Here is a 17,602-nt window from a genome sequence, read left to right as displayed (position 1 = left end):
CAGGCACTTGGGCGGATTGACCCAAGTGCTTTGCTCGGGATTATCTGCGCATAAGAAATCCTTAACATGCTGATGGCATGAATGCCTTGTCAGGCGGGGCCGCATCAGGGATCCTTGGCGGGATTTTGCCCCGAGCGGGCACCGGGTGATGCCCGGTCCACTCTGACCGACAGGAGAGATGCATGTCCGAGCAGGACGTTGATCTGCGCCGCCGCCGCTTCCTGACCGGCGCCGCCACCGTAGTGGGCGGTGCCGGCGTGGTTGCGGCCATGGTGCCCTTCATTTCCTCCTTCCAGCCCAGCGCCAAGGCCCAGGCCGCCGGTGCGCCGGTGGAAGTCGATATCGGCAAACTGGCCCCGGGCCAGATGATCACCGTCGAATGGCGTGGCAAACCGGTGTACATCCTGCGCCGCACCGAGGCCAACCTGGCCTCGCTCAAGGCACTGGAAGGCAACCTGCGCGACCCGGCTTCCGAAGTCCCGCAGCAGCCCGACTACGCACGCAACGAGTACCGCTCGCTCAAGCCAGAAATCTTCGTTGCCATTGGCATCTGCACGCACCTCGGCTGCGCGCCGACCTACCGGCCGGAGATCGCACCGGCGGATCTGGGGGCGGAATGGAAGGGCGGTTTCTTCTGCCCCTGCCACGGTTCGCGCTTCGACCTGGCCGGGCGCGTCTACAAGGGCGTGCCCGCGCCCACCAACCTGGAGGTGCCGCCGTATGCCTTCCTGGGCGACACCACCCTGGTGATCGGCAGTGACGGGGAGGGTAAGGCATGAACGCACTTCGCAGGGTTTTCCACTGGTTCGACGATCGCCTGCCGATCTCGCACTTCTGGAACGCGCACCTCTCCGGCTACTACGTGCCGAAGAATTTCAACCTCTGGTACTTCTTCGGCTCGCTGGCGCTGACCGTGTTCGTCATCCAGATTGTCTCCGGCATCTGGCTGACCATGAACTACAAGCCGTCCGCCGCCGAGGCCTTCGCCTCGGTCGAGTACATCATGCGCGATGTGGAGTGGGGCTGGCTGATCCGCTACCTGCACTCCACTGGGGCCTCGGCGTTCTTCATCGTCATCTACCTGCACATGCTGCGCGGGATGATGTATGGCTCCTACAAGAAGCCGCGCGAGCTGGTGTGGATCTTCGGCATGCTGATCTACCTGGTGCTCATGGCCGAGGCCTTCATGGGCTACCTACTGCCCTGGGGGCAGATGTCCTACTGGGGCGCGCAGGTGATCATCTCCCTGTTCGGCGCCATCCCGTTCATCGGCCCGGACCTTGCGCTGTGGATCCGCGGTGACTACGTGGTGGGGGATGCCACCCTCAACCGCTTCTTCGCCCTGCACGTCATCGCCCTGCCGCTGGTGCTGCTGTTCCTCATCGGCGGCCACATCATGGCCCTGCACGAGGTCGGCTCGAACAACCCCGACGGGGTCGAGATCAAGGAACATAAAGACGCCCAGGGTCGCCCGCTGGACGGCATTCCCTTCCATCCGTACTACACGGTGAAGGACATCGTCGGCGTGACCGTGTTCCTGTTCTTCTTCGCCATCGTCGTGTTCTACCTGCCCGAGATGGGTGGCTACTTCCTCGAGAAGCCGAACTTCGTCCCGGCCAACCCGATGCAGACCCCGGAACACATCGCCCCGGTGTGGTACTTCACCCCGTTCTACGCCATCCTGCGCGCGGTGCCGGACAAGTTCCTCGGCGTGGTGGCCATGGGCGCGGCGATCTTCGTCCTGTTCCTGCTGCCCTGGCTGGACCGCAACCCGGTCAAGTCCATCCGCTACCGCTCGACCACCTTCAAGGCGCTGCTCGGCATGTTCGTGGTCAGCTTCATCGTGCTCGGTTGGCTGGGCATGAAGCCGGCCACCCCGACCCTGACCCTGCTGGCGCAGTTCTTCACCATCCTCTACTTCGGCTACTTCGCCGCCCTGTGGTGGATCAGCAAGAACGAGAAGACCAAGCCCGTGCCGGAGAGGATCACCCGATGAAGCGATTTGGATGGATTGCGGCCGCCCTGGTGTTCCCTGCGGCCGTCATGGCGGGGGGCGGCCATGGTATGCCGCTGGACAAGGCCGGCATCGACATTTCCGACACGGCCTCCCTGCAGCGTGGCGCCCAGCTATTCGTCGACAACTGCCTGAGCTGCCACTCCGCGAAGTACATGCGCTACAACCGCATCGGCCAGGATCTTGGCTGGACCGATGAGGAGGTCAAGCAGCGTCTGATCAAGGGCGAGGCCAAGGTGGGTGAGACCATGGTCAGTGCCATGCCCGCGGACTATGCCAAGACGGCCTTCAACGGTGCGGTACCGCCTGACCTGTCGCTGACCGCGCGCTCGCGGGGTGCGGACTGGTTGTACACCTACCTGCGCAGCTTCTATGTCGACCCGGCGCGGCCCACAGGGGCCAACAACCTGCTGTTCAAGGACGTCGGCATGCCCAACGTCTTCTGGCGCGAGCAGGGGGTGGTGATGCCCGTCACCCACGAAGTCGCGCACGAGGGGGGGGCGAAGGAGATCGTGGTGGACGCCCTCAGGCTGGAGCAGCCGGGTACCCTGAAACCCGAGGAGTTCGACGCCATGATCCGCGACCTGGTCGGCTTCATGGTCTACATGGGCGAGCCTGCCCAGCTCAAGCGCCTGGGCCTCGGCCCCTGGGTGCTGGGTTTCCTGGTGCTGTTCTTTGTCATCGCCTACCTGCTCAAGAAGGAGTACTGGCGCGACGTGAAGTAAAGACCCGCGCGCCCCTTCATCCAGCCCGGCCACGCCGGGCTTTTTCATCTCCACGCATGGGGCTTGTCTGCTGTGCTAGAATCGCCGCGTTTTCAACCCCTTTGGAGAGGTCACGCATGGGCAGCAGCGCAAGTCGCCGCGGCGTCATGACGCTTTTTTCGCATCCTGACAATCCGGACAGCCATCGCACGCGCATCGTGCTGGCCGAAAAAGAGCTCACGGCCGATATGGTGGAGGTCAACCCCGCCAATCCGCCCGAGGACTTCCTCGACCTGAGCCCGACCGGCACCCTGCCGACCCTGGTCGACCGTGATCTGGTGCTGACCAACGCGCGGGTGATCATGGAGTACCTGGACGAACGCTTCCCGCATCCGCCATTGATGCCGATCGACCCGGTCAGCCGCGCCAAGGTGCGCACCGCCCTGTACCGCATCGAGCACGACTGGTACCCGTTGCTGCCGGAGTTGGCCGAGGGCGGCAAGGGCGCAGCCAAGGCGCGCAAGACGCTGCGCGAGGGCCTGTTGTCCATCATGCCGGTGTTCGCCGCCAGCCCCTACATCATGAGCGATGAGTTCAGCCTGGCCGATGCCACCCTCGCGCCGATCCTCTGGCGCCTGCCGGTGTACGGCATCGAGATCCCGGCCCAGGCCAAGGCCCTCAACGACTACATGGAGCGCATCTTCAGCCGCCCGACCTTCCGCGAGAGCCTCTCCGACCTCGAGTTGGAGATGCGGGCGTGACCTCGAGCCGCCCGTATCTGCTGCGTGCCCTGTACGAGTGGATCGTGGACAACGACCACATCCCCTACATCGTGGTGGATGCCCGGCAGCCTGGGGTGGTCGTGCCGCCTGAGCATGTGAAGGACGGCCAGATCACGCTCAACATCGCCCCCCATGCGGTGCAGGGGTTGAGCCTCGGCAACGCCGAGGTGCGCTTTTCCGCGCGCTTCAGCGGCCGTGCCTTCACCGTCAGCGCCCCGGTGCAGGCGGTGCTTGCGATCTACGACCGGGAGACGGGGCAGGGGATGGGCTTCCCGCCCGAGACCATGCCCGGTGAGGTGGCGGACGAGTCGGAGGGCGAGATCCCCGCGGTCGGCGGGTCCGATGCGACGGGCCCGGAAGAAACGCCGCCTACTCCACCGCGCCGCGGCGGCCATCTGCGCCGGGTCAAGTAGGGTTCGACGTCGGGCCCCGCAGGGCGGCCAGCTTGAGATGGATCAGGCCGGCGGTCAGGGCGTCGTGGTAGGCGTCATGGCGGCCGCCGGCGGGCAGTTCCAGGACCTGCAGGATGGTCTCCAGCCGCAGGTCCGCCGGCCGGTGCGCCAGGCGGCCGAAGCGCCAGTGGTAGTATTCGGTGGCCACCTCGATCCGTCGGTTGGGCAGCCGGATGCCCAGCCAGTCATGCACGTAGCGGTCGATCAGGTCCATGTCGAAATCGACGTAGTAGCCGACCACCGGGCGCGGCCCGATGAAGTCGAGCAGCCGGCGGAGGGCCTCCTCCACCGGCAGACCGCTGGCCACGTCGACATTGCGCAGGCCGTGCACCCGGATGCTTTCCCCTTCGATGACCCCGCGCGGACGCACCGTCAGGCGCAGGGCCGAACTCGTCTCCAGCCGGCCAGCGACGATGCGGATCGCGCCGATCGACAGCAGCTCCCCGGTCTTCGCGGACAGGCGGCTGGCCTCGCAGTCGAGGCACACCGCCTCGTCCGGTGGTGGCGCATCGAACAGGTGAGCGAAGCGCGCATCGCGTAGCCTGCGCCGGTACCACCAGCGTGCGACGGGGTTCATGAGGTTGCATCCCGGGGTCGTAATCTATGCAATAGTACCAAGCTCGCCATCGCAGAGGCCGCATGCAGTCAGCCTACACCATTCCCCCGTCCCCAGACCGGCTCGAACAGCTCGCCGCCTGGTGGGCGACCCCCGACGCCGCGGCCTTGTGGCGCAAGGAGGGTGCGGCCGTGGAGGATTGGCTGTCCCGTTGTTTTGGCTACCATGCGGCGCTGCTCGGCCTGCAGCCAGCCCTGCTGGGCGAGGTGCGGGGACTGCGCATCCCCCACCAGTTCACCCTCGGGCCGCGCTCGGGGGACGTGAGGGGGTTGTTCGAGGCCCTGCCACTTGCGGCGGAGTCGGTCGACCTCGTCCTGCTGCATCATGTGCTGGAATATGCCCTCGACCCGCACCAGGTGCTGCGCGAGGCCGATCGCGTGCTGCTGCCTGAGGGCCACTTGTTGCTGATGAGCTTCAACCCCCTCGGCCTCTGGGGGGTGCGCGGTCTGATCCATGCGGGGCGCCGTGCCCCCTGGTACGGCCATCGCCTCGGGCGCAAGCGCCTGCATGACTGGCTGGGCCTGCTCGGCTACGACGTGCAGGCGGAGGCCTGGGCAGGGCACGGCTGCCTCCGTGATTTCAACCGCGACGGTGAGGGCTGGATGGAGCAGTGGGGCGCACGCTTCCTGCCGCGTCTGGGTATGAGCCACCTGCTGCTGGCGCGGAAGCGGGTCAGCATGCCGGCGCCCATCCGCCATCGCTGGAGCCTCATCCCCGCGCTTGGGATCAAGGAGCGCCAGGCCCAGGCGCGTCATACCGTGGGAAGACATGCATGAACCCGACATCGCCGATGGAACACGCCGCCACCCCAGCTCTGGTCGAGGCCTGGACGGACGGTGCCTGCCGAGGCAACCCCGGCGCGGGGGGCTGGGGGGTGGTGCTGCGCGCGCGGGGACACGAAAAGCAGCTTTGGGGCGGCGAGCCGCACACGACCAACAATCGCATGGAGCTGACGGCCGCCATCCGTGCGCTCGAGGCCCTCAAGCGCCCCTGCCGGGTGCGCATCACCACCGATTCGCAGTACGTGATGAAGGGGATCACCGAATGGATGCCCAACTGGAAGCGGCGCGGCTGGCGCACAGCGGACAATAAGCCGGTCAAGAACGACGACCTGTGGAAGGCGTTGGACGCCATGTGTAGCAGGCACCAAGTCGAATGGGCCTGGGTGCGCGGGCATGTCGGCCATCCGGAGAACGAATTGGCGGACCAGCTTGCCAATCGCGGCATCGACGAACTGAAGGAGGGCGTGGCATGAGGCAGATCATCCTCGACACGGAAACCACCGGCCTTGAGCCGCGCGAGGGGCACCGCATCATCGAGATCGGCGCCGTCGAGCTGCTCAACCGCGGCATCACCGGGCAGGATTTCCACCAGTACCTCAACCCCGAGCGCGAGATCGACGCGGATGCGGTGCGCGTACACGGCCTGACCAACGAGTTCCTCGCCGACAAGCCGACCTTCGCCGACGTTGCGGAGGCCTTCCTCGACTACGTGCGCGGCGCCGAGTTGATCATCCACAACGCGGCCTTCGACGTCGGCTTCATCAACCACGAGCTGGCGAAACTCGGCCCGGGCTACGGCCGCTTGGAGGACCATGTCAGCGGCGTGCTTGATACCCTGCTCCTGGCCCGCCGCATGCATCCCGGCCAGCGCAACAGCCTGGACGCGCTGTGCAAGCGCTACGGGGTGGACAATAGCAACCGCGAACTGCACGGCGCGCTGCTCGACTCCCGCATCCTCGCGGAGGTCTACCTTGCGATGACCGGCGGCCAGTCCAGCCTCGGGCTGGACACCCAGGAGGCCGGGATGCTCGATCCGGCGGCCCTCGCGCCCAGGCGACTTGCGGATGACCGCCCGCGACTCAAGGTGCTGCGGGCGAACGAGGTGGAGGTTGCGGCGCACCAGCGGCGCATGGAGGCCATCGCCAAGGCCGCTGGGGGTGAGACCGTGTGGGGGCGGCTGGGTGAGCCGGTGAGTTAGGGAAATGCTGAAAAAATCCATCCATGGATTTTTTTCAGCTCGTCTCGTCGCGGCGCATGTCCGCGACGGCCTCCGCGAATCAACGACTTGCGTCGTTGATTCGCGTTGGGGCGTCCTGCCCCAAACGGGAAACGCTGAATTTTCAGCGTTTCCTTAGGGGATGTGCTCAGCTTATCGCCGCGGCACGCGGCTCCCACGCGCTTGACCTGCCCTTGTGGGAGCGGCGCATCGCCGCGATGAATGTGGGAACCCGCTGGCCTAGCCTCTCGCATCGTGCCGCATCAGGCGGCCCTTCTCGCGCTGCCAGTCGCGCTCCTTCTCGGCTGCGCGCTTGTCGAATTCCTTCTTGCCCTTGGCGAGCCCGACCTCGACCTTGACCCGGCCGCCCTTCCAGTACATCGCCAGCGGGATCAGGGCATAGCCTTTGCGTTCCACCGCGCCGATCATCTTGCTGATCTCCTCGCGGTGCAGCAGCAGCTTGCGTGTGGCCGTAGGGTCGGGCTTGACGTGGGTGGAGGCGGAGAGCAGCGGGGAGATCTGCGCGCCGAACAGAAAGGCCTCGCCGTTCTTCAGCAGCACGTAGCTGTCGGTGATCTGGACCTTGCCTGCGCGGATCGCCTTGACCTCCCAGCCCTGCAGCACGATCCCCGCCTCGAAGCGCTCCTCGATGAAGTACTCGTGCTTCGCCTTCTTGTTGAGGGCGATGGTCGAGCCGCCGTGGGTGTCTTTCTTGTCTTTGGCCATGGTGCCGGGCGATGAGGCTGGATGCCTGGTGTTCAAGCAGGAGGCGGCATCTTACCATTAAGGCTTTGTGAAACCGCCGCTTCGGAGTCGTGCGCGATGCCTTCAACCCCGCGTGAATCCATCCATGGACAGTGGTCCTCCCGCCTGGCCTTCGTTTTGGCCGCGACCGGGGCGGCCGTCGGCCTTGGCAACATCTGGAAGTTTCCCTACATCATGGGGCAGAACGGTGGCGGGGCCTTCGTGTTGGTCTATCTTGCCTGCATCCTGCTGGTGGCCACGCCCATCCTGATCACCGAGATCATGCTGGGCCGGCGCGCCCGCCGCAGCCCCGTCCATGGCATGCAGGCCCTGGCGCGCGAGGAGGGTGCACCTGCTGCGTGGAGCTTGCTTGGCTGGATGGGGGTGATCGCCGGTTTTCTGATCTTAAGCTACTACAGCGTGATCATGGGCTGGGCCATTGCCTATGTCGAGCGGGCCCTGGCCGGCAGCTTCACCGGGCTGGAGGGGCCGGCCATCAAGGCGATGTTCCAGTCCTTCACCGCCAACCCGCTGGAGCTCTTGTTCTGGCACACCATCGCCATGCTCTTCACCATGCTGGTGGTGGTGCGTGGGGTGCGTGCGGGGCTTGAGGCTTTCACCACCCTGCTCATGCCTTTGCTGTTCATCATCCTGCTCATCCTGGTGGGGTATGGGCTCAGTACCGGGCATTTTGCCGAGGCCCTCGCGTTCATGTTCACGCCGAACTTCAGCAAGCTCTCGGCCTCTGCCGTGGTGGTGGCCATGGGGCATGCCTTTTTCACCTTGAGCATCGGTATGGGCACCATCATGGCCTATGGTTCATACATGCCCGAGCGCACCTCCATTGCCCGGACGGCCCTGATCATCGTCGCCGCTGACACCCTCGTGGCCCTGCTCGCGGGCATGGCCATCTATCCCATCGTCTTCGCCAATGGCCTGGAACCGTCCGCCGGGCCGGGCCTGGTCTTCCAGACCCTGCCGATTGCCTTTGGCCAGATGAGCTTCGGCGTGGTGTTCGGCGCGTTGTTTTTTGTTGCCCTGGTGCTCGCGGCCTGGACCTCGTCCATTTCCATGATCGAGCCGGCGGTGGCCTACCTCGTCGAGAGCCGCGGCTGGAGCCGGGCGCGTGCGGGCACGCTGCTCGGCTTTGCCGCCTGGGCGCTGGGCATCCTGACCGTGCTCTCCTTCAATCACTGGGCCGAGGTCAGGCTGTTCGGGAAAAACTTTTTCGAGCTGCTTGATTTCCTGACCTCGAACATCATGCTTCCGCTCGGGGGGCTGCTGCTGGCGGTGTTTGCGACCTGGGTCATGCGACGAGCATCCAGCTTTGAGGAGCTTGGTCTGCCGGCCGCCGCCTATGTCCTGTGGCGGGTGCTGACCCGCTATGTCGCGCCCTTGGGTATTCTTGTCGTCCTTCTCCATGGCCTCGGCCTGCTCGGATAAATGCTCATGACCATGCTTCATCGCGAGGCCATCGTGCCTTACACCCCCAATGAGATGTTCACCCTCGTGGGTGCCGTCGAGGATTACCATGTCTTCCTGCCCTGGTGCAGCGATTCGAAAGTGATCTCGCGCGGCGAGGATGAACTGCGCGCCAGCGTGACCATCAGCAAGGGCGCCCTGCGCAAGAGTTTCACCACCCACAACCTGATGCAGCAGGATAAGATGATCGAGATGCGTCTGGTGGATGGCCCGTTCAAGCACCTGCACGGTTTCTGGCGCTTCGAGCCGATGGGGGAGGGGGGGTGCAAGGTCAGCCTGGACTTGGAGTTCCAGTTCTCCAACAAGCTGATCGAACTGGCGGTGGGGCCGGTGTTCACCACCATCGCCGGCGAGATGGTGCAATCCTTCCACCGCCGCGCGGAGGAGGTCTATGGCCGGCGCGTCTGAGCACGGTGGCGCGGGTGCCATGATCCCGGTCGAGGTTGCCTATGCCCTGCCCGAGCGGCAGACCCTGCTGCGCCTCATGGTGCCGGAAGGTACCAGTGCCGAGGAGGCGATCCGACGCTCCGGTATCCTCGAGCGCCATCCCGAGATCGATCTTGGGGTGAACAAGATCGGCGTCTTCGCCAAGCCGGTGCCAGGAAGCCGTGTGCTGCGCGCAGGGGAGCGGGTGGAGATCTACCGGCCGTTGATCGCCGACCCGAAGGCCGTGCGCAAGCAGCGCGCGGAGGAGGGCAAGCGGATGAAGAAGGGTGGCGGCGAGATCGAAGCTGACTGACCCCGCGAGGAGAGTTTAGTTTGCCGCCTCCAGCGGCGGTTCGATGCGCGCCAGGCGCCCGGACTCGAAGAACAGACTGATCCGGCGCTGCTGGGGTTCGTCCTTGCCCGGCTTGTTGTAGTAGATGTAATCCCAGCGGTGCTGGTGGAAGATATCCACCAGCATCGGGCTGCCGAGCAGGAAGCGGACCTCGTTCTCGGTCATGCCAAGGCGCAGTCCCTTCACCTTGTCCTCATCCAGGATGTTGCCCTGGTGGATGTCCATCTTGTAGACCTGCAGGAAGCCCGGCATCGAGCTCGAGGCGCAGGCACTCAGGACGAGCGGAAGGGCGAGGGCGAGCAGAGGGCGTGCATGGCGCATGGTTATTCGCTAGCTGGCAGTGAATCCGCGCTAAAATACACTCCCAAGCCGTTCGCATCCACTCCGGGAGCCCTGTTACGTGGAAACCCATGAACTGAAGAAGGCGGGCCTGAAGGTCACCCTGCCGCGCATCAAGATCCTCGAGGTGCTCGAGCAGAATGCCGATCAGCATCTTTCCGCCGAGGACATCTACCGCATCCTGCTCGAGCAGGGCGAGGAGATCGGCCTGGCCACCGTCTACCGGGTGCTCACCCAGTTCGAGGATGCCGAGATCGTCACCCGCCATCAGTTCGAGAGCGGCAAGGCCGTGTTCGAGCTGGTTGCCAAGGGCAACCACGACCATATCGTGTGCGTGAAGACCGGTGTGGTGGAGGAGTTCTACGACCCCATCATCCAGGAGCGCATCAACAAGATCGCCGAGGAGCATGGCTTCGAGATCACCGACCACGCCCTCGTGATCTACGGCATCAAGCGCAACAACGCCTGATCCGTCCGTCCTTCCCGAATGGCGGGGGCCAGACCCCGCCTTCTCAGCTGACCTGAAACTGCCCCACCAGGTGTCCCAGCCGGGCGGCGGTCTGGTGCACCTCATCCGAGCTCATGCGCAGCGCGCGGATGGCCTGGCCGAGTCCCTCCACGGCATCGGCCACCTCGGCAATGCCGTCACTCTGGCGTGTCGTCCCGTCGTTGATTTGCCCGAGGGTAGTGAACAGCCGCCGCATGCTTTCCTGCAGCTCGGTCTTGTCGTGGGACGCGGCCTCCGCCATGCGCAGGCCGTTTTCCACATCGCGCAGGCTGTTTTCCATCGCGGTCACCGCCCGCTGGGCATCGCCCTGGATGTCGCCGATCATGCTCGAGATGTCCTGCGCGGCGCTGGCCGTGCGGGCCGCCAGGTTGCGCACCTCCTCGGCCACCACGGAGAACCCCCGGCCGTGCTCCCCCGCCCGTGCGGCCTCGATGGCGGCATTGAGTGCAAGCAGGTTGGTCTGCTCGGTGATGCCGGTGATGACCTTGACGAACTCGGCGATCCGGCTGACCCGCTCGTTGAGATTGCGGATCGTGCCGGTCGTGTTTTCCACTGTGCCCTGCAGCGCCTGGATCTCGCCCCGGGCGGTATCGAACTGGGCGCGGGCCTCGAGCACCACATGCTCGATGGCCTCCCGCATGGAGGAGGCGGTCTCCCCGGCGCGGCGCGTCTCCTCGCCCTGAGCCGCGAGCATGACCAGCAGGTTGCCGACGATGCGGTTCACGGTATCGGCGGTCTCCTGCGCGGCCTGCTGGCGCTCGAGCATGCGCGCGTTGGTGTCAGCGACCTCCCCGCTGGCACGGATCACCTCGCGCACGGTACCTTCCAGGTTGTCGATGAAGCTGTTGATCCAGCGCCCCATGTCTCCGCTCTCGTCGGCGGTGAGGAACTGGGACGTCAGTCGTTGTCGCAGGTTGCCGCCGCCCTCGGCGATGGCGCGGATGACCTCGGTCATGGCCATCAGTCGGCGGGTAAGCGTGCGTTTGACAAGACGGTGGAAGAGGAGGGTGGCGAGGATGACCAGCAGCAGGGTGATTGCTTCGGTGGCGAGTACGGGCAGGTTCAGGAGCTTGCTCATCAGGGTATGCGCACCCCACAGGCCAAGCACGATGAGAAGGAAGCCACGCATGAGCTGGAAGCCGTGCGAGCGGCGCCGGTAGACCTCTTCGAGGTCGGCCTCGCACATCATCCCCCAGCGGTCGGGCGAACCGGGCAGCTGGAAGGTGACGCCTTTGCCGATGACCGGGATATGCCGGTAGTCGGAGTAGCCGGGGTAGGTGACGAACAGGTTCTCCCCCTTGCGGATGGTTTCCCGCACCCCGGGGTGGAGCTCACGGGTGGCCGGATCGGTGAAGCGGAGCTCAAATTCCGTGTGCTGGCGGACCTGCACGGTACCCCAAGGGGTGTGGACCCCGGACTTGAGGTTCTCGCCATGGGTGAAGGTGCTGTCCTCGAAGCGCGAGCGGGAGAGGGCCGTGCCCGGCTTGATGGCGGGGTCGAAGCGTGACTCCACCATGAAAATGTAGTTGTCGCCCGACTCGGGGTAGATGTGGCCGGCCTCGCGCTGGATCAGATCGCTCATGACATCGTTGGGCACGCGCCCGCACAGGCAGCCCACCACCTGCCCGGCCACCTCGATCGGCTGGTAAAACATCAGGGTGACGGCATCATGGAAGGCGGAGGTCGACGGGCCGATGACCTGCGTCAGCGGATCGACGTAGGGGCCATGCAGGAAGGGGGCTGTCATCCCCCGCTCGATGGCCTTGGGCGAGAGGTCTCGCCCACCGACATGCGGGGCGTGCGTGCTGCACAGGACCTTGCCTTCGGCATCGATGACGAACAGTTCGGAGAAATCCCGCGCCGAGCGTCTGCGGCTCTCAAGGAAGGCGGGGTCCTGCGCCGGCCAGCCATGGACCAGGTGGGCGGCGGTCGTCTCCAGCTGTCGCCACTGCTGCGTCGCCCACAGCGTGAGCAGCCGGACCCGGGTGGCGGCGATCCCCTCGAAGGTCTGTTCCACGATCGGGTAGTACGACCGGTTGATGAGACAACTCCACCCCAAGGCGATTTTTCCCGTCTTCCCCCACCATGGGAGCCAGTGTCTTTCTGCCGGCGATCGGTTCATTTCAAGGCTTTTCAGTACGTGTCGCGGCATGAGTCCGTGCTCTTCACTTCGTTAAGGATGCGGGTGGAGCAAGCAATAGTCGCGCCAGTGGGGCCGGCCTTGTTGTTTCTTGGCGAGGCGGCTCGCTGTGCACCACATAAGAGCACGAGTGGGCCATCGTGGTGCATGGGCCGTGGGGCAGATGGGCAAGACGGTCCGCCATGGCCTCGGGATCGGGCTATATTCGTAACTCGAAAGCCCATTTCTGGAGGACACCATGCGCACCATGATGATGGGAATGCTGGCCTGGCTGGCGCTGGGAAGTGCCCAAGCCGCCATCGTGACCAAGGAAACCAGTTACGAGGCGGATGGCCAGAAGTATGTGGCCTACATCGCCTATGACGACGCCATCAAGGATAAGCGTCCCGGCGTGCTTGTGGTCCATGAGTGGTGGGGGCACACCCCCTATGTGCGCAAGCGCGCGGAAATGCTGGCCAAAATGGGTTATGTCGGCATGGCGCTGGACATGTATGGCGACGGCAAGACCGCCAGCCACCCCAAGGACGCGGGCGGCTTCGCCCAGGCCGCCATGGCGGACTTCCCCAAGGCGAAGCGGCGCTTCGAGGCGGCGCGCGCGCTGCTGGCCAGGCAGCCGCAGACGGATGCCCGGCACATCGCTGCGATCGGTTACTGTTTCGGCGGAAGTGTGGTGCTGAACATGGCCCGCTCAGGCGCGGACCTGGACGCCGTGGCGAGCTTCCACGGTGCGCTCGCGACCACCCAGCCGGCCGAGCCGGGTGGGGTGAAGGCCAAGGTGTTCGTGGCTAACGGTGCGGCCGATCCGATGATCAAGCCGGAGGACGTGCTGAACTTCCACGAGGAGATGCGTGCGGCGGGGGTGGAGTTCACCTACCTCGAATATCCGGGCGTGAAGCACAGCTTCACCAACCCGGACGCAGACCGCTTCGGCAAGGAATTCAACATGCCGCTCGCCTATGACGCCCACGCGGACGCTCATTCCTGGGCGATGATGAAGACCTTCCTGGAACAGGCGTTCAGATGAATCCGGGGCGGCTCATTCCCTCCGCTGTTCGCGAGGGGATGGGCTACAGCCCCAGCGCGGCCTGCACGCCCCCGCCTGCGGCGCGTTCCAGCATCTCCTTCGCCAGGCCGCGCGTCTGGGCGGTGATCTCCACTCCGCCCATCATGCGGGCCAGCTCCTCGATGCGTGCCTCGCGGTCGAGCGGGATCAGCTGCGTGCGGGTGCTGTCCGCGCTCTGCTCCTTGCGCACGTGCAGGTGGTGGCTGCCCTGCGCCGCGACCTGCGGCAGGTGGGTGACGCACAACACCTGGCGCTGGCGGCCAAGGCTTGCGAGCAGGCGGCCGACCACCTCGGCGACGCTGCCGCCGATGCCGGTGTCGACCTCGTCGAACACCAGCGTGGCGACCTGGCCGTGCACGGCGGTGGCCACGCGCAAAGCGAGGCTGATGCGCGACAGCTCGCCGCCGGAGGCGACCTTGCCGAGCGCCTGGAGCGGCTGGCCGGGGTTGGTGCTGACCAGCATCTCCACCGTGTCCAGTCCGTGCGCGGTGAAGCCCTTGTCCTCGCGCGGGGTGACCTGGATGGCAAAGCGGGCGTGCGGCATGCCGAGCCCGCGGATGGACTCCGTCACCTGGGCGGCGAGCCGGGCGGCGGTCTTGGTACGTGCGTGGGAGAGGGCGAGGGCGGCCTCGCGGTAGACGGCTTCTTGAGTCAGGAGGCGGTCCTCGAGTGCCTCCAGCGATTCCCCCTCGCCTTCGAGTTCGGCCAATTCGTCGGCCAGCTGGCGGGCGAGTTGCGGCAGCTCCTCCGGGCGCACGCGGTATTTGCGCGCGGCATCGTGCAGGGCGGTCAGGCGGGCCTCGACCTCAGCCAGGCGCTCGGGGTCGAGTTCGAGGCTGCGGGCGTAGTCACGCAGCTGGTCCACCCCCTCGTGGAGCAGGATCTCGGCCTGGCGCAGCAGCTCCAGTGCCGGCTCCAGCCCTGCGTCGGTGCGCCGTCCCTGTTCCAGGAGGGCGTTGATGTGGGTCAGACCGCCGTGGAGGGTCTCGCCCTCGCCCTCGTACAGCGCCTCGAGGGCATTCTGGCACAGTTCGATCAGGCGCCCGGCGTGGGTCAGCCGGCGGTGCTCGGCCTCGATCCGTTCCCATTCGTCGGGTTCCAGGTGCAGGGCCGTAAGCTCCTCGACCTGGTAGCGCAACAGCTCGATGCGCTGGCTACGGCTATCGTCGGCCTGGCGCAGGGCCTCGAGTTTCTCGGCGGTGGCGCGCCACTCGGCAAAGGCCTGGCTGACCCGGGCGAGCAGGGCCTCGTGCCCGCCGAAACCGTCCAGCAGCTCGCGCTGGGCGCCGGGTTTGAGCAGGTTCTGGTGTTCGTGCTGGCCGTGGATGTCGACCAGAAGCCCGCCCAGTTCGCGCAGGGTGGAGAGGTTGACCCCGCGGCCGTTGACGTAGGCGCGGCTGGCACCCTCGCGCGCGATCACGCGGCGCAGGAGGCACTCGCCTGATTCATCGTCGAGCGCCTGCTCGCTCAGCCAGCGCCGGGCCTCCGGGCTGTCGTCGAGTGAAAACAGGGCCTCGAGTTCGGCGCGTTCGGCCCCCGGGCGAATGGCCTCGCTGCCCGCGCGCTCGCCCAGCAAAAGGCCCAGGGCGTCGACCAGGATGGACTTGCCGGCGCCGGTCTCGCCGGTCATCACGGTCAGGCCGGCCGTAAGTTCGAGTTGCACCTCGTCGATGATGGCGAACTGGCGGACGTGGATGTGGCGCAGCATGGTTGTTCCCTTACGGATGCCCGCCCCAGTGCAGCTTGGCACGCAGGATGTGGAAATAGTCGTAGTCCGCCGGGTGGATCAGGCGTGCGGTGTGGGCCGCGCGGCGGATGTTGAGCCGGTCCTCCGGCTCCATGTCGATCATGGTCTGGCCGTCGAAGCTCACCAGGCTGTTGGCGCGCGAGTGGCGCGTGGCCCGGATCTCGACGCAGGAGCTCGCGGGCACGACGATCGGCCGGTTGCTCAGGGTGTGCGGGCAGATGGGGGCCAGCACGATGGCCTCGAGCCCTGGGGTGAGGATCGGCCCGCCGGCGGACAGGGCATAGGCGGTCGAGCCGCTCGGCGTACTGACGACCATGCCGTCCGAGCGCTGGGTGAACAGGTAGCGGCCGTCGATGTGGGTCTCGAACTCGATCATGCGCACCGCGTCGCGTACCTTGTAGACCAGGTCGTTGAATACGATCCCCTCGTGCACCACCGTTTCGCCGCGCAGCACCCGGCCGCACAGCAGGAAACGCTCCTCGGCGACGTACTCCCCTGCCAGGATGCGGTCGAGGCGGCTGCCAAGCTCGTCCGGGGAAATGTCGACGAGGAAGCCAAGCCGACCGAGATTGATGCCGAGCACCGGCTTGCCATGGGGGGCGAGGCAGTGGGCTGCGTTGATGAGGGTGCCGTCGCCGCCGACGGCGATTACCAGGTCGCTTCGTTGGCCGATTTCGTCGCGGGTGGTGCGCGAGTAGTCGCGCAGGCCCGGCAGGTCAGGCAAGGTGGCCTGGTCGAGCAGGATGCTGAGGCCGCGCGCATGCAGATGCTCGACCAGCGTTTCCAGGGTGCCGGACAGGCGCTCATCCGAAGGTTTGGCGAGGATGCCGACGGTGCGGAAGGCGAGACTCATGCGGGCCCTGGTGTTGCGTATGTCGGATAACGATAGCAAACCCGGGGCGAGGGTAGAAACGCCGAAGAAACGACGAGGAAGCGGCACCGGAATCTGCGCCCGAATATTCGCCGGAAAAGAAAAAACCCGCTGGATGCGGGTTTTTCAATATGGTGGCTATGGGTGGACTCGAACCACCGACACCGGCATTATGAGTGCCGTGCTCTAACCGCCTGAGCTACATAGCCTCAAAATCGAGGCGCATATTATTGATCCAATAGGCGCCTGGCGTCAATAGTCTGGATCAGACATTAAACAGGAAGTTCATCACATCGCCGTCCTGGACGATGTAGTCCTTGCCTTCGGCGCGCATCTTGCCTGCCTCTTTGGCGCCCTGTTCGCCCTTGTACTGGATGAAGTCGTCATAGGCGATGGTCTGGGCACGGATGAAGCCGCGCTCGAAGTCGGTGTGGATGACGCCGGCGGCCTGCGGGGCGGTGGCCCCCTTCTTGATGGTCCAGGCGCGCACCTCCTTCACCCCGGCGGTGAAGTAGGTCTGCAGGCCGAGCAGGTCGTAGCCGGCACGGATCACGCGGTTCAGTCCCGGCTCGCTCAGGCCCATGCTGGCAAGGAACTCACCTTTGTCGGCATCGTCCAGTTCGGCGATCTCGGCCTCGATCACGGCGCAGACCGGCACCACGACCGCACCTTCGGCCTTGGCGTGTTCGCGCACGGCATCGAGCAGGGGGTTGTTCTCGAACCCGTCCTCGTTGACGTTGGCGATGTACATGATCGGTTTGATGGTCAACAGGTGCAGGTCGCGGATGGCCTTCTTTTCTTCCTCGGAGAGATTCAGGCTACGCGCGCTGTGGCCGGCGTCGAGGTGGGCGTACAGGCGCTCGAGGATCTCCTTCTTCGCCAGTGCGTCCTTGTTGCCGGATTTTGCGGCCTTGGCCGCGCGGTCGAGGTTGCGGGCGACGGTGTCGAGGTCGGCGAGGATCAGTTCGGTGTTGATGACGTCGATGTCATCCAGCGGGTCCACGCGCCCGGCGACGTGGATCACGTCGTCGTTCTCGAAGCAGCGCACGACCTGGGCGATGGCGTCCGTCTCGCGGATGTTGGCAAGGAACTGGTTGCCGAGGCCCTCGCCCTTGGAGGCGCCTTTCACCAACCCTGCGATGTCCACGAATTCCATGGTGGTCGGCACCACGCGCTCAGGCTTGACGACCTCGGCCAGCTTGTCCAGCCGGGGATCTGGCATGGGCACGACGCCGACGTTCGGCTCGATGGTGCAGAACGGATAGTTGGCGGCCTGGATGTTGGCGCGGGTGAGTGCATTGAACAGGGTGGACTTGCCGACATTGGGCAGTCCGACGATGCCGCATTTGAAACCCATGGTAGTG

At 65.6% G+C, this 17,602-nt stretch carries 20 protein-coding genes and 1 tRNA gene; 13 read left to right on the top strand and 8 right to left on the bottom strand.

What is annotated here, in order from left to right:
* Positions 1–182: 182 nt before the first annotated feature.
* From petA to V6D91_RS02725, 5 genes are all read left to right on the top strand, one after another.
* Positions 183–779: a ubiquinol-cytochrome c reductase iron-sulfur subunit gene (gene petA / locus V6D91_RS02745; protein ID WP_347317648.1), complete on the top strand. Its 597-nt coding sequence runs from the start codon at positions 183–185 to the stop codon at positions 777–779.
* Positions 776–1,996 (top strand): cytochrome bc complex cytochrome b subunit, encoded by a 1,221-nt coding sequence (locus tag V6D91_RS02740; protein WP_347317647.1) that lies wholly within the window; start codon positions 776–778, stop codon positions 1,994–1,996. The genes petA and V6D91_RS02740 overlap by 4 nt, the downstream gene beginning before the upstream one ends.
* Positions 1,993–2,739 (top strand): cytochrome c1, encoded by a 747-nt coding sequence (locus V6D91_RS02735; RefSeq protein WP_347317646.1) that lies wholly within the window; start codon positions 1,993–1,995, stop codon positions 2,737–2,739. The genes V6D91_RS02740 and V6D91_RS02735 overlap by 4 nt, the downstream gene beginning before the upstream one ends.
* Positions 2,740–2,855: 116 nt before the next feature.
* Positions 2,856–3,479 (top strand): glutathione S-transferase N-terminal domain-containing protein, encoded by a 624-nt coding sequence (locus tag V6D91_RS02730; RefSeq protein ID WP_347317645.1) that lies wholly within the window; start codon positions 2,856–2,858, stop codon positions 3,477–3,479.
* Positions 3,476–3,913: a ClpXP protease specificity-enhancing factor gene (locus tag V6D91_RS02725; RefSeq protein WP_347317644.1), complete on the top strand. Its 438-nt coding sequence runs from the start codon at positions 3,476–3,478 to the stop codon at positions 3,911–3,913. Before V6D91_RS02730 ends, V6D91_RS02725 begins: the two co-directional genes overlap by 4 nt.
* On the opposite strand, the gene V6D91_RS02720 is transcribed toward V6D91_RS02725, so the two are convergent.
* Positions 3,906–4,529 carry a 3'-5' exonuclease gene (locus tag V6D91_RS02720; protein ID WP_347317643.1) on the bottom strand — a complete coding sequence of 208 codons (624 nt, stop codon included), beginning with the start codon at positions 4,527–4,529 and terminating at the stop codon, positions 3,906–3,908. The two genes, V6D91_RS02725 and V6D91_RS02720, sit on opposite strands and share 8 nt — an antisense overlap.
* A 62-nt stretch (positions 4,530–4,591) precedes the next feature.
* On the opposite strand from V6D91_RS02720, the gene V6D91_RS02715 reads away from it, so the two are divergent.
* The 3 genes from V6D91_RS02715 to dnaQ are packed head-to-tail and all read left to right on the top strand — an operon-like array spanning position 4,592 to position 6,548.
* A complete protein-coding gene (locus V6D91_RS02715) occupies positions 4,592–5,344 on the top strand; it encodes a class I SAM-dependent methyltransferase (protein WP_347317642.1) in 753 nt (250 codons plus the stop codon).
* Positions 5,341–5,823 carry a ribonuclease HI gene (rnhA, locus tag V6D91_RS02710; protein ID WP_347317641.1) on the top strand — a complete coding sequence of 161 codons (483 nt, stop codon included), beginning with the start codon at positions 5,341–5,343 and terminating at the stop codon, positions 5,821–5,823. Before V6D91_RS02715 ends, rnhA begins: the two co-directional genes overlap by 4 nt.
* The gene (gene dnaQ, locus V6D91_RS02705) at positions 5,820–6,548 is read left to right on the top strand and encodes a DNA polymerase III subunit epsilon (protein WP_347317640.1); all 729 of its coding nucleotides are present in this window, start codon (positions 5,820–5,822) and stop codon (positions 6,546–6,548) included. The genes rnhA and dnaQ overlap by 4 nt, the downstream gene beginning before the upstream one ends.
* Positions 6,549–6,806: 258 nt before the next feature.
* Here dnaQ and smpB read toward each other — a convergent pair whose 3' ends face one another.
* Positions 6,807–7,292 (bottom strand): SsrA-binding protein SmpB, encoded by a 486-nt coding sequence (gene smpB, locus V6D91_RS02700; protein WP_347317639.1) that lies wholly within the window; start codon positions 7,290–7,292, stop codon positions 6,807–6,809.
* 96 nt (positions 7,293–7,388) lie between these two features.
* Between smpB and V6D91_RS02695 the strand changes: the two genes are divergently transcribed.
* The 3 genes from V6D91_RS02695 to V6D91_RS02685 are packed head-to-tail and all read left to right on the top strand — an operon-like array spanning position 7,389 to position 9,531.
* Positions 7,389–8,753 (top strand): sodium-dependent transporter, encoded by a 1,365-nt coding sequence (locus tag V6D91_RS02695; protein WP_347317638.1) that lies wholly within the window; start codon positions 7,389–7,391, stop codon positions 8,751–8,753.
* Positions 8,754–8,759: 6 nt separating this feature from the next.
* Positions 8,760–9,200, top strand: a complete 441-nt coding sequence (locus V6D91_RS02690; RefSeq protein ID WP_347317637.1) for a type II toxin-antitoxin system RatA family toxin — start codon at positions 8,760–8,762, stop codon at positions 9,198–9,200.
* Complete coding sequence (locus tag V6D91_RS02685) at positions 9,184–9,531, top strand: RnfH family protein (protein WP_347317636.1); 348 nt, start codon at positions 9,184–9,186, stop codon at positions 9,529–9,531. Before V6D91_RS02690 ends, V6D91_RS02685 begins: the two co-directional genes overlap by 17 nt.
* A gap of 15 nt (positions 9,532–9,546) precedes the next feature.
* Here V6D91_RS02685 and V6D91_RS02680 read toward each other — a convergent pair whose 3' ends face one another.
* A complete protein-coding gene (locus V6D91_RS02680; RefSeq protein WP_347317635.1) occupies positions 9,547–9,891 on the bottom strand; it encodes an outer membrane protein assembly factor BamE in 345 nt (114 codons plus the stop codon).
* A gap of 79 nt (positions 9,892–9,970) precedes the next feature.
* Between V6D91_RS02680 and fur the strand changes: the two genes are divergently transcribed.
* On the top strand, positions 9,971–10,378 hold the full coding sequence (gene fur / locus V6D91_RS02675) for a ferric iron uptake transcriptional regulator (RefSeq protein ID WP_347317634.1): 408 nt from the start codon (positions 9,971–9,973) through the stop codon (positions 10,376–10,378).
* Between the two features lie 43 nt (positions 10,379–10,421).
* On the opposite strand, the gene V6D91_RS02670 is transcribed toward fur, so the two are convergent.
* Positions 10,422–12,434: a methyl-accepting chemotaxis protein gene (locus tag V6D91_RS02670; protein WP_347317633.1), complete on the bottom strand. Its 2,013-nt coding sequence runs from the start codon at positions 12,432–12,434 to the stop codon at positions 10,422–10,424.
* A gap of 361 nt (positions 12,435–12,795) precedes the next feature.
* Between V6D91_RS02670 and V6D91_RS02665 the strand changes: the two genes are divergently transcribed.
* Positions 12,796–13,581, top strand: a complete 786-nt coding sequence (locus V6D91_RS02665; protein ID WP_347317632.1) for a dienelactone hydrolase family protein — start codon at positions 12,796–12,798, stop codon at positions 13,579–13,581.
* 43 nt (positions 13,582–13,624) lie between these two features.
* On the opposite strand, the gene recN is transcribed toward V6D91_RS02665, so the two are convergent.
* The 4 genes from recN to ychF form a co-directional block, all read right to left on the bottom strand.
* The gene (recN, locus tag V6D91_RS02660) at positions 13,625–15,328 is read right to left on the bottom strand and encodes a DNA repair protein RecN (RefSeq protein ID WP_347317631.1); all 1,704 of its coding nucleotides are present in this window, start codon (positions 15,326–15,328) and stop codon (positions 13,625–13,627) included.
* A 10-nt stretch (positions 15,329–15,338) separates the two neighbouring features.
* Positions 15,339–16,220 (bottom strand): NAD(+) kinase, encoded by an 882-nt coding sequence (locus tag V6D91_RS02655; RefSeq protein ID WP_347317630.1) that lies wholly within the window; start codon positions 16,218–16,220, stop codon positions 15,339–15,341.
* A gap of 150 nt (positions 16,221–16,370) precedes the next feature.
* Positions 16,371–16,447, bottom strand: a tRNA-Met gene (locus tag V6D91_RS02650).
* 56 nt (positions 16,448–16,503) lie between these two features.
* Complete coding sequence (gene ychF, locus V6D91_RS02645; RefSeq protein ID WP_347317629.1) at positions 16,504–17,595, bottom strand: redox-regulated ATPase YchF; 1,092 nt, start codon at positions 17,593–17,595, stop codon at positions 16,504–16,506.
* Between the last annotated feature and the right edge of the window lie 7 nt (positions 17,596–17,602).

Source organism: Thiofaba sp. EF100 (assembly GCF_039822285.1).
Classification (GTDB): domain Bacteria; phylum Pseudomonadota; class Gammaproteobacteria; order Halothiobacillales; family Halothiobacillaceae; genus Thiofaba.
This window is presented reverse-complemented; position numbering and strand designations above follow the sequence as displayed.